Source organism: Mesorhizobium australicum (assembly GCF_900177325.1).
GTDB lineage: Bacteria > Pseudomonadota > Alphaproteobacteria > Rhizobiales > Rhizobiaceae > Mesorhizobium_A > Mesorhizobium_A australicum_A.
Genome location: NZ_FXBL01000004.1, coordinates 4,890,985 through 4,905,082, shown reverse-complemented (window position 1 = coordinate 4,905,082; position 14,098 = coordinate 4,890,985). Strand labels below are relative to the sequence as shown.

Here is a 14,098-nt window from a genome sequence, read left to right as displayed (position 1 = left end):
TCGTCCGCACTACTTGCGTGAAAGTACGAAAATGCAGGCCGACCCCTTTTCCGACATCCTCAAACTCACGAATGTGGCGTCCCTCGTAACGGGAGGTTTCACAGCGGGAGGTCCGTGGGCGATCCGTTTTCCGGCGCCCGACAAGATCAAGTTCTTCGCCATCGTGAAAGGCCACTGCTGGGTCAGCATCGACGGCGAGACGAAACCGGCCCGGTTTGAAACCGGAGACGTGGGCCTTCTGACGGCGAGACGGTCTTTCGTTCTATCTAGCGATCCGAGCATTGCCCCGGTTGACGCGATGCCTCTGTTTTCCGGCACCGGCAAGTCGACGACGCAGCTTGGTGATGGCCAGGACTTCGCGCATATCGGTGGCCATGTACTGCTCGATCCAGTGAGCGGACGGCTGCTGGCGAACGTTCTGCCAGCCTGGATTCACGTACCAGCTACCTCGCCGCAAGCGACGGCTTTTCGGTACCTTCTCGACCAGCTTGTCGAGGAACGGGAGGCGGAATTCCCCGGCACGCAACTCGCCTCGGCGCATCTCGCCCAACTTCTGTTCATTCAGATTTTGCGGGCGCATCTGAAGACCGCAGCTCCCATATCGGCAAGCTGGCTGCGCGCACTGGGCGATTCGCGCATTACCCCAGCCCTCCGGCTGATGCATGGCGATCCGGGCCGTGCTTGGCATCTGGAGGAACTCGCCCGAGCGTGCGCGATGTCACGAACGACGTTCGCTTCCTATTTCAAGATGGTCGCGGGTGTTGCACCGCTAACCTATCTTACCGAATGGCGTATGCGCCTTGCCGAGCGCGCCTTGCGGGACAAGGCCGCTCCAGTGGCGGCTATCGGCCAATCGCTCGGCTATGCTTCCGAGAGCGCTTTCAGCAATGCCTTCAAGCGCGTGACTGGCCATTCACCCAGGGCATACCGAAACCACATGCCCCCCTTCGTTGAGAGAAACGTAGGGTAGTTTCGCGTATTACCGGGTTATTCTGCCTGGTAGGGCGTGCGAAAGCCTGTCCCTTAGACCGACCGCCTAGCAACCATCTATCTGAACGATGACTAGGGCGATACCCTGTCAATGTATCCGGCGAATGGCGGAGAGGGAGGGATTCGAACCCCCGATGAGCTTACACCCATGCCGCATTTCGAGTGCGGTGCATTCGACCACTCTGCCACCTCTCCGGATCGCGTGGTCGCGCCAGAAGGCGCGGCAGACACATAGCTAAGCAACGCCGCCGAAACAAGACGCAAATCGCGCATTTTCATCGCTGCGGCACTTGTCGAGCACGATGCGAGAAGAAGGCGCCGACATGCAAAAAGGGCGCCTCCCGGCGCCCTTCCTCAATCGATGCATCGCAGCGCAGCCTTTACTGCGGCTGCGGCTCCATGCCGCCTTCGGGCTCGGGGCCCTTCTTGCGGCGGCCGCCGCCGGTGGCGCCGGCCTTGGGTACCGCAGAGCCGCGCGAGGGCGGAGTGTCGTCGCCGAGGTCGCGCGCCGGCTTCTCGCCCTTGATCAACTGGCGGATCTCGTCGCCCGACAGCGTCTCGTATTCCAGCAGCCCCTCGGCGATCGCAGTCCATTCCTTCTTGTGCTTGGTCAGGATGCGCTTGGCCTCGACATAGGCGTCGTCGATCATGCGGCGCACCTCGGCGTCGATGATCTGCGCCGTCTCTTCCGAGACGTTCTGGGTGCGCGCCACCGAATGGCCGAGGAAGACCTCCTCCTGGTTGTCGCCATAGGCGACATGGCCGAGCTTGTCGGAGAAGCCCCAGCGGGTGACCATGGCGCGGGCCAGCTTCGTCGCCTGCTCGATGTCGGAGGCGGCGCCGCTCGTGATGTTTTCCTTGCCGAACTTGATCTCCTCGGCAACGCGGCCGCCCATCATGATGACAAGCCGCGAGATCATCCACTTGTAGCTCATCGAGTAGCGGTCGCCCTCGGGCAGCTGCATGACCATGCCGAGCGCACGGCCGCGCGGGATGATGGTCGCCTTGTGCAGCGGATCGGCGGACGGCACGTGCAGCGCGGTGATGGCGTGGCCGGCCTCGTGATAGGCGGTCAGCTCCTTCTCGGCCTGCGTCATGGCGTTGGAGCGACGCTCCGCACCCATCATGATCTTGTCCTTGGCGTCCTCGAACTCGGCCATGGTGACCAGCCGCTTGTTGCGGCGCGCCGCCATCAGCGCAGCCTCGTTGACGAGGTTCATCAGGTCGGCGCCGGAGAAGCCGGGCGTGCCGCGGGCGAGCACCTTGAGGTCGACGTTCGGCGCCAGCGGCACGTTGCGCACATGCACCTTGAGGATCTTCTCGCGGCCGATGATGTCCGGGTTCGGCACCACCACCTGGCGGTCGAAGCGGCCCGGGCGCAGCAGCGCGGGGTCCAGCACGTCGGGACGGTTGGTCGCGGCGATCAGGATGATGCCCTCATTGGCCTCGAAGCCGTCCATCTCGACAAGCAGCTGGTTCAGCGTCTGCTCGCGCTCGTCATTGCCGCCGCCAAGGCCGGCGCCGCGATGGCGGCCGACCGCGTCGATCTCGTCGATGAAGATGATGCAGGGCGCGTTCTTCTTCGCCTGCTCGAACATGTCGCGGACGCGGGAAGCACCCACGCCGACGAACATCTCGACGAAGTCGGAGCCCGAAATGGTGAAGAAGGGCACGTTCGCCTCGCCGGCGACGGCGCGGGCGATGAGGGTCTTACCCGTGCCGGGAGGGCCGACGAGCAGCACGCCGCGCGGGATCTTGCCGCCGAGGCGCTGGAACTTCTGCGGATCGCGCAGGAACTCGACGATCTCCTCCAGGTCCTGCTTGGCCTCGTCGACGCCGGCAACGTCCTGGAAGGTGACGCGGCCGTGCGCCTCGGTCAGCAGCTTGGCCTTGGACTTGCCGAAGCCCATGGCGCGGCCGGAGCCGGACTGCATCTGGCGCATGAAGAAGATCCAGACGCCCAGGATCAGAAGCATTGGCAGCCAGCCGATCAGCATCGAGAAGATCGAGCCGGAGCCGTCGTTCTCGGGCCGTGCATTGATGGTGACGTTCTTGCCTTCGAGGCGCGAGACCAGCGTGGTGTCGCCCGGCGAATAGGTCTGGAAGCCGCTGGAGCTGTCGGAATAGGTGCCGCTGATGCGGTCGCCCGCGATCGTCACCGATTTCACGCGGCCCGAATCGACGTCCTGGAGGAATTCGGAATAGGCCACCTCGCGCGAAACGCCGCGCTGCTGCGGGTTCTGCTGGAACAGGTTGAACAGCGCGATCAGCAGCACGGCGATGATCGCCCAGAGCGCGAGGTTGCGATAATTCGGATTCATCTCGTGTCCCGCTGGCGTCGCAGAACCTGACGCCCGTCAGAGTGGGTATTGTTGATGCCTAACATAGGTAGGCCCGCACACCTTGCCAAGCACGCTGCTACCATTGGGTTAAGCTTCCGGTGCAGTGTGGCCGGCATAAGGCGGCGGGGGCGGCAATTCGCCGCCGACAAGCTTCATCAGCGCCCGCGCGGGCGCAAGGTCGAACGCGGGCATGATCCGCGCGAAGGGCGCCACGAGAGGCACGGCGAAAGGCCGGCCGAGCGAAGGGGATATGCCGGGCGCGGCTGGGTCAAAACTAAGTGAGCGCTCTGAAATCTCTGCGGAGGGGGCACCCCCACCCGTCCTTCGGACCCCTCCCCGCAAGGGGGAGGGGGGCGCCGGCGTTGCGTTCCCCCTGGCACGGTTGGGGACCAGTGCCGGAGTCTCAGAATCCCCCTCCCCCTTGCGGGGAGGGGTAAGGGGTGGGGGTAGATCCATATTCCTCTGCCCGTCGAGCAGACCGAGGCATTCCTCGCCGCGGAACATTGCCGGGCGGGCGGCAGCTGCCGCGCGGGCCAGCGCCGGCGGTACGCCATCCACCACGTCCTCGCGCCGGCCTGAGCGTCCCGCCGGGCCGATCGTCTCGCCCTCGACATTGCCGAGCCGGAACCGCCCGTCCCAGATCTGCCCGTCCAGCGCGGGGCCCGGTTCCGGCAGGCCGCGCGGCTCGCGATAAATGAAGACCGCCTCGCCGCGCCGCTCGACGGTCGCGCGCGCCAGTGAGGCGCGGAAGGCCGGCTCGGCGAAGCGGTCGAGCAGGGTGGCCGTCCTCGGCTCGTCAGGCAGGTGCTCGCCGCCGCCGGCCGTCGCCAGCAGCAGCCTCAGCGCATAGGTCGCGGTGTCGCGCGGCGCGGAGAGGAACGTGCCCACGGCGAGGCGGATCAGGCCAGGGGCGGGGAGGGCGCAGGCCGCGATCAGCGCCGCGGCCGCCTCGCCCAGCCGCTCGCGCTCCCGCGCGCCCTGCCGCGCCGTCTCGATCGCCTGCGCGAACGCGGTCGGGTCGGCCAGCCTGCGCCGCACGCGCACGCGCTCATAAGCTGCGTCCTCGTTGGTCGGGTCGTCGACCCAGCGGATGCCCTCGGCCCGCAGATAGTCCCTGAGTGCTGCCCTGCGCGTCGTCAGCAGCGGCCGCACCAGCCACAGCCAGCCGTCCAGCAGAGTCGCGGGCGCCATGCCGGCGAGCCCGCGGCCTTCGCCGCGCGTCGCGCGCATCGCCACCGTCTCGGCTTGGTCGTCCTCGGTGTGGCCGGTGACAAGCAGCGTCGCGCCGACATCGTCCGCCGCCTCCGCCAGCAGGCGGTAGCGCGCGTCCCTGGCCGCCGCCGACAGGCCGGTGATGGGCTTGTCGCCATGCCAGGTGCGGATCAGGTGACGGACGCCGAGCGCGGCGCAGAATGCGCCGACCTCCTCGGCCTCGCGCTTCGAATCCGACCGCAGGGCGTGGTCGACGGTGACCGCGACGATCCGTGCGCGCGCAATGTGCCGCGCGAGCAGATGCAATAACGCGATCGAGTCGCCGCCGCCGGAGACGGCGACCAAAACGGCCGGCGATGTGGTGAAGTCGATGCCTGAAAACAGGCGGTCCGGGGCGAGGCCGGCCGGATCGGGTCCGGAGGCGGCGGTCAGCACCCGGCGAGCGCGCGTTCCTGCTTCACCCGCTCCTTGAAGGAGCTCGAGCTGTTCGGATAGCGCTGGTTGATCTTGGTGAAGGTGGCGCAGGCGACGTCGCGCTGGTTGAGCGCGGAAAGCGACACGCCGAGCTTCAGAAGCATGTCGGGCGACTTGCGGGCGTTGGGATAGGAGCGGTTGGCGTCGACGAACACCTCGGCCGCGTCGCGGTAGCGCTGCTGGCCGAGCAGCGATTCGCCCAGCCAGTAGCGGGCGTCGGCGGTCTGCGCGTCGGAGGGGAATTTTTCGATGTGCTGGCGGAAGCCCGCTTCCGCCGTGCCGTAGTCGCCGGACAGGATCGCCTCGTAGGAGTTGCGGTACAGCTCCTGCGGGTCGCTGGAGGAGGGCGAGACGGCGGCGACGGTGGCGCCGTCCGTGTCGGCCTGCGCCTCGTTCACGGCGTCCGGGTCGAGCGTGCCGCCGACCACGTTGCCGTCCTTGTCGAAGACAATCGAGCCGAGCGGCTTCTCCGGCGCGCCGGGGCCGGCAGCGGGCGCCTGAGCGATCGAGGGCGACGGCGCCGACGGCGGCGGCAGGGCGCCCTCGGTCACCTCCGCCACGTTCCGGCGCGGCTCGGTCGACGGGGCGGTGCTGCCGGCGTCGGACTTCTTCTGCTCCAGCTCCTGCAGGCGGAAGTCAACGTCCTCCTGCATCTTGCGCATCTGCTCCTGCATCTGGAGAATCTGGAAGTTCATCTCCTCGACCCGGCCGTTGAGCTGGCGGATCTGCTCCTCGAGGCCGACCACGCGCGGGTCGCTTGCCTGGGCGAGCTGGTAGACCGGCTCGGCAGGCGTCTCGCTGGAGCGCAGCGGCAGGAAGCCGCTGACGGCAGCCGGGAACACGTCGAAGGGCGAATCGTCGACGATCTCGGTGGCGGCTGCGTCGTCGTCGGCCGCATCGGCTGGCGTCATGGCCGCGAGCGGCAGCGCAAGCGCGCCAAGGACAAGGGAAAGCAATCTCATAGGCGGTCTGACCTGGGCGTGTCTGGACTTGTGAAGGAGAAAACGCGAGCGCTCCCCTTCGTTCGGCGGATAAATGGCCGGTAGAGTTCGGCCAAATTTTGTTTACAGCGCCCGCTCGAATGCGAAAAGCGGCCACGAGGGCCGCTAGTCGGGAAATTTCCGCCGGTGTTGCGCGGAAGTCAGCTTTGGAGGCTGTCTCAGCTTCCCTGGCCGCCCAGAACGGTGACAGCGCGGCGGTTCTGCGTCTGGCACGAGGCGTCGTCGCACAGCGCCACCGGCTTTTCCTTGCCGTAGGAGATGGTGCGCATGCGGCTGGCCTGGACGCCCTGCGAGGCGAGGTAGTCGCGGGTGGCGGCGGCGCGGCGGGCGCCGAGCGCGATGTTGTATTCGCGCGTGCCGCGTTCGTCGGCATGGCCTTCGACAGTGATCTTGTAGTTGGAGTAGCGGTTCAGCCACTGCGCCTGCTTGGCCAGCGTCTGCTGCGCGTCGGCGCGGATCACCGAGGAATCGGTGTCGAAGAAGATGCGGTCGCCGACGTTCAGCGTGAAGTCCTGCGAGGAGCCCGGAGCTGCGTTGTTGCCGGCGTTGAGGCCGAGGTCGGCGGCCGAGTTCGGCGCCTTCTTCGAGGCGCAGCCGGTGACCGCAAGGGCTGCGATCAGCGCGATGGCGACGGGGTTCGTGGTGAGTGCTGCGATACGGCGCATCCGCGCGGCTCCTTCGCAAATTTACTGTTTTCGTTGATCCCTGAGTAACCACATCTGGGTTAACCGGCGTTCAACGAACATGGTTAATGAAACGTCACCCGGCCCCTCGATCGGTTCGATGCTGGTATGACGAGATTGGCGCGCCGCGGTGGCCGCAATGCGGCGAAACCGCGGCTTTTCAGCCTTTCCGCTACTCGCGCAGTGGCGACCAGGCAGGATCCGAGGCGAAGTTCGGCGTCGGGATCTGCTGCTCGTTGCGGCCGGTCAGGTCGACCGAGAACAGCTTCGGCCCGCCCGAGCCCGCCGCCTGGCGGAAGAACATCACGACGCGGCCGTTGGGCGCCCAGGTCGGGCCTTCCTGCAGGTTGCCGGTCGAGAGAATCCGCTCGCCCGAGCCGTCCGGGCGCATCACGCCGATCTGGAACTCGCCGCCGGTCTGCTTGGTGAAGGCGATCAGGTCGCCGCGCGGCGACCAGACGGGGGTCGAATACTTGCCGCCGCCGAAGGAGATGCGGTTCGGGTTCGAGCCGTCCGAGCCCATCACATAGAGCTGTTCGGAGCCGGCGCGGTCGGAGGTGAAGACGATCTGCGACCCGTCGGGCGAATAGGATGGCGAGGTGTCGATGGCGTTCGAGGTCGTCAGCCGCGTCATCTGCCGGTTGCGCAGGTCCATGGTGAACAGGTTCGACACGCCGTTCATCTCGAGGCTCAGGATCACGCGCTGGCCGTCGGGCGAGAAGCGAGGCGAGAAGCTCATCGCGTTCGAGCCGCCCAGCGCCTCGCGCTGCCCCGTCTCGATCTGCAGCAGGTAGACGCTCGGCTGCGCGCCCGAGTTCGGATAGGACATGTAGGTGATTTCCTGCCGGATCGGCGAGAAGCGCGGCGTCAGCTCGATCTCGCGTCCGTCGGACAGGTAGCGCAGGTTGGCGCCGTCCTGGTCCATGATCGCCAGCCGCTTCTTGCGCGCATTGCGCGGGCCGGATTCGTCGACGAACACCACGCGGGTGTCGAAATAGCCCTTCTCGCCGGTCAGCCGCTCGTAGATGGCGTCGGCGATGATGTGCGCCACGCGGCGCGAATTGCTCTTGGTGGCGAAGAACTGCTCGCCGGCGAGCTGCTGGCCGCCGAACGTGTCCCACAGCCGGAACTCGGCGCGCAGGCGCCCGTCCGCCTCCTCGGTGACGCGGCCGGTCACCAGCGCCTGGGCGTTGATCACCTTCCAGTCTTCGAAGCGGGGGGCGGCGTCTGGATTGGAGATCTTCTCGATGAAGGCGGCCTTGTCGATCGGCGCGAACAGGCCGGAGCGCTGCAGGTCGGCGGCGATGATGCCCGAGATCTCGGCGCCGAGCGCATTGCCCGACAGGAAGTCGGTCACGGCGATCGGCAGCGGCTCGATCGTGCCCTTGTTGACGTCGATCTCGAGTTGCGCGCTGGCGCTTGTCACCATGGCGGGAAGGGTGGCGCCGGCAAGCGCCATCGCAACGATCAGTGGCTTGAGGATAGATTTCATCATCTCTCGCTTCTGCTGTCCGATCAGAACATGTCGCTGGGATCGAAGTTCACGACGACTTCGGCCCACGTCTCGTATTTGTCGGCGGGAAGGTTGAACGGCGCGCATTTGGAGACGGCGCGCACGGCGGATTCGGCGGCGGTCCGGCCCGGACCCGAGGAGGCGCCGCCGCGGATGACCTCCGGGCGCGCCTCGAGCTCGCCCGAGCGGTCGAGGCGGAAGCGCACCGACACCTTCAGGAGCTCGGCGTCGTCGACGCCGGCCGGGATGCTCCAGCAGCTGGCGAGGCGCTGGCGCAGCGCGTCCATTTCGCTCGCCGACAGCTTCTGCGCGCTGCTCGGCCGGTCGGTGCCGAGCGATGCGGTCTGTTCCGACCGCTTGGCGCCGCCGCCGGCCGGCTTTTCCTTGGTCACCAGCGCCTTCGCCTGGTCGAGGATCGATTCCAGGTCCTGGTCGGTCGAGGCGGTCTTGTCCTCGGTCGGCTTGGTCGGCTTCTTCTCTTCCGCCTTGGCGACCTCGCGCTTCGGCGGCTGCGGCCGCGACTCGGGCTTCGGCAGCTGGTCGGGGAACTCCATCGCCGGCGCGGTCTCGGTCGACGCGACCGTCTCCGGCACCGGGTCGGGGGTGGGAACCGGCTCGGGCTTCGGCTGCGGCGCCTCCGCCACCTTTTCCGGCTGCGGCGCGGGCTTGGGCTCCGGCTTCGCCTCGACGGGCTTTGGTTCCGGTTTCGGCTCGGGCTTGGGAGCCGGTTCCGGCTTCGGCGCCGACGCCGTGTCGATCTTGCGCGGCGAGGCCTCGGGCTTCGGCACGTCGTCCAGGTCGATGTCGTTGTTGCCGATCGTCTTGGCATCCGGCACGGTGTGCGGACGCTCCGTCTGTTTCGGGGCCGGCTTTTCGGCCTTGGGCGCCTTCTTGTCGCCCTGCTGCAACTGCGTCAGTTCCTCGATCGACACCATGTCGATCGGTATGGCCTGCACGTCGCCCACGTCATGCGCCGCCGGCGCCTTCAGCGTGACGAGGCCGAAGGCGATCAGTGCCGCATGCAAGACCAGCGATGTGGACAGCCCTGCCTTCATCGGTGGGGACTATTCCTGTTCCTGGAGCGTGATCAGGCCGAGGTTCTTGAACCCGGCGGCGGAGATGCGGGCCATCACCTGCATCACGGTGCCGTATTGCGAGGCCTTGTCGGCGCGCACGTAGATGCGCTCCTCGTAGCCGGTCTTCGAGATCGCCTCGAGCTTCGGCACGACCTCCTCGATCGGGATCTCCGTCTCCTGCAGGTAGATCTGCCCCTTGTCGTTGACCGAGACGGTGATCGGCTGCGTCTCCGCGTTCAGCGGCTTGGCCTGCGTTTCCGGCAGGTCGATCGGCACGCCGACGGTCATCATCGGCGCGGCGACCATGAAGATGATCAGTAGCACCAGCATGACGTCGACCATCGGCGTGACGTTGATTTCCGACATCGGCGCGCGCGCGCCGCGCCTGCGCCCCCCGCGTCTACCGCCACCGCCGTTCGCGGCCCCAGCTGACATTCCCATGATCGTCTCCTGTCAGCCGTTGCGTCAGGCCGCCTTCTGGCCGACCTTCTCATCGATCTGTCGCGAGAGTATGGCGGAGAACTCGTCCGCGAACCCTTCCATGCGCGCGCCGATCTTGCCGGCGTCGGCCGTCAGCTTGTTGTAGGCGATGACGGCGGGAATGGCGGCGAGCAGGCCGATGGCGGTGGCCAGCAGCGCCTCGGCGATGCCGGGTGCCACGACCGCGAGCGAGGTCGACTTCGAGCCGGCGATCGCCTGGAACGAGGTCATGATGCCGACGACGGTGCCGAACAGGCCGATGAACGGGCCCGCCGAGCCGACCGAGGCGAGGAAGCCGAGGCGGCTCTCCAGCCGCTCCATCTCGCGCGACAGCGCCAGATCCATCGCCTTGTCGATGCGCATCTGCAGGCCCATCGGCGTGCGCGCGCCCTTCTCGAAGCTCTTCTTCCACTCGCGCATGGCGGCGACGAAGATCGCGCTCATGCCCGTCGTCTTGCGCTCCGACAGGGTGCGGTAGAGTTCTTCCAGCGACTGGCCCGACCAGAACACCTGTTCGAAGCGGTTCAGCGCCGAGCGCATGCGGCCGTAGGCGATGATCTTGTCGATGATGATCGCCCAGGTCCACACCGAGGCGGCGATCAGGCCGATCATCACCAGTTTGACGACCCAGCCGGCCTGCCAGAAGAGTTCCCAGATCGAGAGTTCGCCGCCAGAGGTTGCGAGAGGCAAAGTTTCCATGAAGTGACTGTCCCAGAAAGACGGGCCTTGCAGCGGCTAGCCCACGCGCACCGTCCCAAATCGTCCTGTCCCGACCGCAGGGTTTCCGCCCCCGACCGCCGGAAATGCCCCGAATGCGCCAGATGGCGCCTTTTCGTGAGCAATTTTGGTCAAAGGAAGGCGCAGCGAATTCGCTCCGATTTCCCTTTGGTTCTTAATGGACCGTTATGGTTAAGGAGAGGTTAGGATGGGGCGTCGCGCGGATGAGCGAGGCACATCCCCTGCGTCATTCCGGGGCCGCGCAGCGGAACCCGGAATCCAGGTCGCCACCTCGGCAAGTCGCACGCTGTCGCTCGTGACGAAGCTGGAGAAGGCCGGATGCGCGGCGTTTCACGCGGCGGCGTCTGCCCTCTGGCTTCCGGGTTCCGCTGCGCAGCCCCGGAAAGACGACCACCTTGGACCGTCGCTGCACTGGAAAAGAATGGACATCCGAGGTAGCGGAGCATCGGGCCCACCCATTGGGAGCTTCATTCCCCCTTGAGAAGGCGGGCTCATGTCCAGAAATGCGTCCGTCACCATGTGACGTAGTAATCTTGTCCTTCCGCTGTCCCGACGATGTGATTTCCGCCGGATGCTCTGAGGTCGCTCAGATACTGCTTGTTGACCGTGACGGCTCCTGCCGATCCCAGGTGATTGCCGTTCTTTTGCACGTCGACGATGTAGGAACGGAACCCGAGTGCCTCGACGTCCACGGCGCGCTGAACATTCAGCGTGCCGTTGGCGACTGCTTGCTGGAAACCTTCATCGTCTTCGTAGATTCGTGACAGCCAACTCATCACCTTGTCCTCGAAATTCACCCCCTCAAGTTGAGCTTGGGGGCGGACAGACGCGCTGTCTGCGCCCAGTCGAGCGGTCAGGTCGGCGATCTGCAGGAGTGCGTCGCCGACGAGCGGCGTTACGTTTCCACCCGGACTCGGGCCGACTCCGGCGGCTGTCTTCGACGCGAATACGTGACGCGTTTCTGCTCGCCCGGCAAGCAATACGAGAGCGGTGCGTGTGCTGGAAACTGTGTTGATCGAGAGCACATGACACTCCATTCAACGTATACGTGTGTCGCTACTAATGTCTGCCGGGCGTTAAGATTCTGTTTTCGGCTGCCGGGCGAGGTCGCACAGACGGGCCCACTTGTCCTCCGTCCCACCACCGCCTGCGGCGGTCCCCTCTCCATACCCGCGCCCCCTCCACCATGCTGCGCATGGTCCCCCTCCCCCGTGAACGGGGGAGGATCAGGCGCGACCGCGCGGCCGGCATATCCTCCCCTGCGAAGCGGGGGGGCCGTAGGACGGGCTAGACAAGTGGCTCGCCCCCCAAGGACCACGCGAAGCGTGGTGGAGGGGGCGCGTGCCCGGCACGAGACCATGGGCTGGGCGTGCCGGGGGGGCGGGCCTCATTCCACCTGCCCCGTCGTTTCAGGGCGCGGCGTCTCCCCAAACGCGACATGAAAGGTCAGGTGGACCTTTCATAGTGGTCGAACGCCCGGCCATAATGAACGACAGGGCAGGCGGGCGCGACCCATTGGCGGAGGAATGCGGCAACCGCAGAGCCAAGGGCCGGCACCGGCGAAGCAGTGGACAGTCCGCCTGAAGCAGGTCCGTTACTACATGAAAGTCTCAGACAGAAAACGACCCATCGCGGTCGTTCGGACTGCCGCCGCCAATCTAGGCTTGGCATTCGAAAGACGTCTGAATTTCGGCTTGAACGTGGCCGTTAGCAGTCAGTCCGTTTTCGGGATCGCGACGAGCATGGTGAATCTAGCCTCCGGACGTATCGCGCTTGAGCGCTAGCCCGGCAGTGCAAATCCGCAGTTTGGAAGCCTATTCCAAGCTTGAGCAAATTTGCTAGAAATCCGTACAACAGTTCGTTCCTGCAAGAGATAAGGACGTGACAAAAACTTCAACGATTGTACCCTCCACCTTCAACACGACGGTGCGCCTGATTGATGGGTCGGCTTTACAACTGCCCGTATCTTCGTCTGCTCCGTTGTTCGTGGTCGGGCCAAATGGTGCTGGCAAATCCGGCCTTATATCTACGCTATTCCGCCTCAATCACGCCGATGCCGTTCGTATTTCCGCTCACCGTCAAACGTGGATGGAAAGCAATGCGGTTCCATTCTCACCACAGGACAAGATTAGAAATGAACAACACACTAGGGGTCAAGATAGTCAGCCCGATGCACGTTGGAAAGAGTGGAATTCCGGTGTTCGATCAGGGTTGGTGATTGCCGACCTAATTGAGTCGGACAATAAGCTCTCACGCCAACTCGCAGACGCATACCGATCAGGCAACGAGGTGGAGGCTGTCAAGCTCGCAGCGGAACCCCAGCCACTTGCCGAAATCACTGAGTTATTTGCAGGGTCGGGCATTTCTATCAAACTGGAAATTGGAGAGAACAGCACTATCATTGCTAGCAAAAATGGAGGAACGCCTTACAGCATAGCGCTGCTGTCAGATGGCGAGCGAGCCGCATTGCTGATTGCGGGAACGATTCTGACCGCAAAAAAGGGTGCTCTAATACTTGTCGATGAACCGGAGCGCCACCTCCACGCTTCGATCGTGACGCCACTGCTTTTGCAGCTTTTCGGTAAGCGTCCAGACTGCACTTTCGTTGTTTCTACCCATGAACTCAGTTTGCCAGTTGGCATGCCGACCGCGAAAACCGTTTTGGTTCGCGATTCCAAGGCGGAAGGCAATGATGTCACTGCATGGGACCTAGATGTGCTTGAACCAGGCATTGAGGTCGATGATGCCACCAAGGAGGCTATCATCGGTTCGCGTCGAAAGATGCTCTTCATCGAAGGCACTTCTACCAGCCTCGACAAACCGCTCTATGAATTGCTGTTCCCCGGCGTATCTATCTTCCCGCGTCAGAGCTGCCGAGATGTTGAGCACGCCGTTGTCAGCGTGCGCGACGCTGAGGCGGTCACTTGGGTGCAGGCATTCGGTATAGTCGATCAAGATCAGATTTCGCCGGCTCAGCGCTCTTCTCTTATCGCAAAGGGGATTTACCCACTCTCCGTATACTCAGTCGAGTCCCTCTACTACAGCCCCACGATCATCGCCGCCGTCGCCCAGCGGCAATGTGACGTGGTCGGGGAGGACCCAGCGCACGTGATGCAAACCGCCAGCGCGAATCTCGTTGCTGCGATTGCCTCCGAGGTTGACCGGCTAGCCGCGCGGATGACGGAGCAGGCTGTCAAAGATAAGATTAGCATGCAAATGCCTGACTGGAAGACAATCCAACGCGGCCAGAACGTCAATATCACTGTCGACGCACAGGCGATGTACCAAGCCGAAAAAGCACAATTACAGTCCTGGATTGCCGCGAAAGATGTTGAGAAGATCGTGGGGCGCTATCCAATTCGCGAGACGATGGCGCTAGCCGCCGTTGTGAACGCTCTTCAGTTCAAGAGCCGGGGCCAGTACGAAGCCGCTGTTCGTAAATTGGCTAGTGATAACGAGTCAATCAGGGCAACCCTGATCGGACACTTTGGCGGACTTGTAGCTGCGCTAGCCTAGAAAATGGAGTTTCGGAAAGATAATGTTGAACAACGTAACGGCCAGTCTGCAATGTGCATAAAGGCTGTGGATG

General features: G+C 64.7%; 11 protein-coding genes and 1 tRNA gene. 2 read left to right on the top strand and 10 right to left on the bottom strand.

The genetic code is table 11. The annotated features are described in order from the left end of the window. Positions 1 to 31: 31 nt before the first annotated feature. A complete protein-coding gene (locus tag B9Z03_RS26635; protein ID WP_139832516.1) occupies positions 32 to 970 on the top strand; it encodes an AraC family transcriptional regulator in 939 nt (312 codons plus the stop codon). A gap of 125 nt (positions 971 to 1,095) precedes the next feature. Here B9Z03_RS26635 and B9Z03_RS26630 read toward each other — a convergent pair. From B9Z03_RS26630 to B9Z03_RS29615, 10 genes are all read right to left on the bottom strand, one after another. Further along, positions 1,096 to 1,185 (bottom strand) — tRNA-Ser (locus tag B9Z03_RS26630). 185 nt (positions 1,186 to 1,370) lie between these two features. Continuing rightward, positions 1,371 to 3,311, bottom strand: a complete 1,941-nt coding sequence (ftsH, locus tag B9Z03_RS26625; protein ID WP_085466993.1) for an ATP-dependent zinc metalloprotease FtsH — start codon at positions 3,309 to 3,311, stop codon at positions 1,371 to 1,373. A 108-nt stretch (positions 3,312 to 3,419) separates the two neighbouring features. Beyond that, positions 3,420 to 4,979 carry a tRNA lysidine(34) synthetase TilS gene (gene tilS / locus B9Z03_RS26620; RefSeq protein WP_139832404.1) on the bottom strand — a complete coding sequence of 520 codons (1,560 nt, stop codon included), beginning with the start codon at positions 4,977 to 4,979 and terminating at the stop codon, positions 3,420 to 3,422. Next, positions 4,973 to 5,980: a tol-pal system protein YbgF gene (gene ybgF, locus B9Z03_RS26615; RefSeq protein WP_085466991.1), complete on the bottom strand. Its 1,008-nt coding sequence runs from the start codon at positions 5,978 to 5,980 to the stop codon at positions 4,973 to 4,975. The genes tilS and ybgF overlap by 7 nt, the downstream gene beginning before the upstream one ends. Before the next feature lie 197 nt (positions 5,981 to 6,177). Then, the gene (gene pal / locus B9Z03_RS26610; RefSeq protein ID WP_085466990.1) at positions 6,178 to 6,684 is read right to left on the bottom strand and encodes a peptidoglycan-associated lipoprotein Pal; all 507 of its coding nucleotides are present in this window, start codon (positions 6,682 to 6,684) and stop codon (positions 6,178 to 6,180) included. A gap of 190 nt (positions 6,685 to 6,874) precedes the next feature. Next, positions 6,875 to 8,161, bottom strand: coding sequence for a Tol-Pal system beta propeller repeat protein TolB (gene tolB / locus B9Z03_RS26605; protein ID WP_244561940.1), 1,287 nt, complete (start codon positions 8,159 to 8,161; stop codon positions 6,875 to 6,877). A gap of 56 nt (positions 8,162 to 8,217) precedes the next feature. Further along, positions 8,218 to 9,270: a hypothetical protein gene (locus B9Z03_RS29960; RefSeq protein ID WP_176247649.1), complete on the bottom strand. Its 1,053-nt coding sequence runs from the start codon at positions 9,268 to 9,270 to the stop codon at positions 8,218 to 8,220. A 9-nt stretch (positions 9,271 to 9,279) separates the two neighbouring features. Next, positions 9,280 to 9,732, bottom strand: coding sequence for a protein TolR (gene tolR, locus B9Z03_RS26590; protein WP_085466988.1), 453 nt, complete (start codon positions 9,730 to 9,732; stop codon positions 9,280 to 9,282). A gap of 24 nt (positions 9,733 to 9,756) precedes the next feature. After that, positions 9,757 to 10,470, bottom strand: a complete 714-nt coding sequence (gene tolQ / locus B9Z03_RS26585; protein WP_085466987.1) for a protein TolQ — start codon at positions 10,468 to 10,470, stop codon at positions 9,757 to 9,759. A 551-nt stretch (positions 10,471 to 11,021) separates the two neighbouring features. Next, a complete protein-coding gene (locus B9Z03_RS29615; RefSeq protein WP_139832402.1) occupies positions 11,022 to 11,534 on the bottom strand; it encodes a hypothetical protein in 513 nt (170 codons plus the stop codon). Positions 11,535 to 12,390: 856 nt separating this feature from the next. Here B9Z03_RS29615 and B9Z03_RS26570 point away from each other — a divergent pair. After that, a complete protein-coding gene (locus tag B9Z03_RS26570; RefSeq protein WP_085466984.1) occupies positions 12,391 to 14,025 on the top strand; it encodes an AAA family ATPase in 1,635 nt (544 codons plus the stop codon). The last annotated feature ends 73 nt before the right edge of the window (positions 14,026 to 14,098 follow it).

What these genes read in the sequence shown, in the direction of transcription:
- B9Z03_RS26635 (WP_139832516.1), top strand. Translation starts at nt 32, where the DNA reads ATGCAGGCCGACCCCTTTTCCGACATCCTCAAACTCACGAATGTGGCG.
- ftsH (WP_085466993.1), bottom strand. Translation starts at nt 3,311, where the DNA reads ATGAATCCGAATTATCGCAACCTCGCGCTCTGGGCGATCATCGCCGTG.
- ybgF (WP_085466991.1), bottom strand. Translation starts at nt 5,980, where the DNA reads ATGAGATTGCTTTCCCTTGTCCTTGGCGCGCTTGCGCTGCCGCTCGCG.
- pal (WP_085466990.1), bottom strand. Translation starts at nt 6,684, where the DNA reads ATGCGCCGTATCGCAGCACTCACCACGAACCCCGTCGCCATCGCGCTG.
- tolB (WP_244561940.1), bottom strand. Translation starts at nt 8,161, where the DNA reads ATGGCGCTTGCCGGCGCCACCCTTCCCGCCATGGTGACAAGCGCCAGC.
- B9Z03_RS29960 (WP_176247649.1), bottom strand. Translation starts at nt 9,270, where the DNA reads ATGAAGGCAGGGCTGTCCACATCGCTGGTCTTGCATGCGGCACTGATC.
- tolR (WP_085466988.1), bottom strand. Translation starts at nt 9,732, where the DNA reads ATGGGAATGTCAGCTGGGGCCGCGAACGGCGGTGGCGGTAGACGCGGG.
- tolQ (WP_085466987.1), bottom strand. Translation starts at nt 10,470, where the DNA reads ATGGAAACTTTGCCTCTCGCAACCTCTGGCGGCGAACTCTCGATCTGG.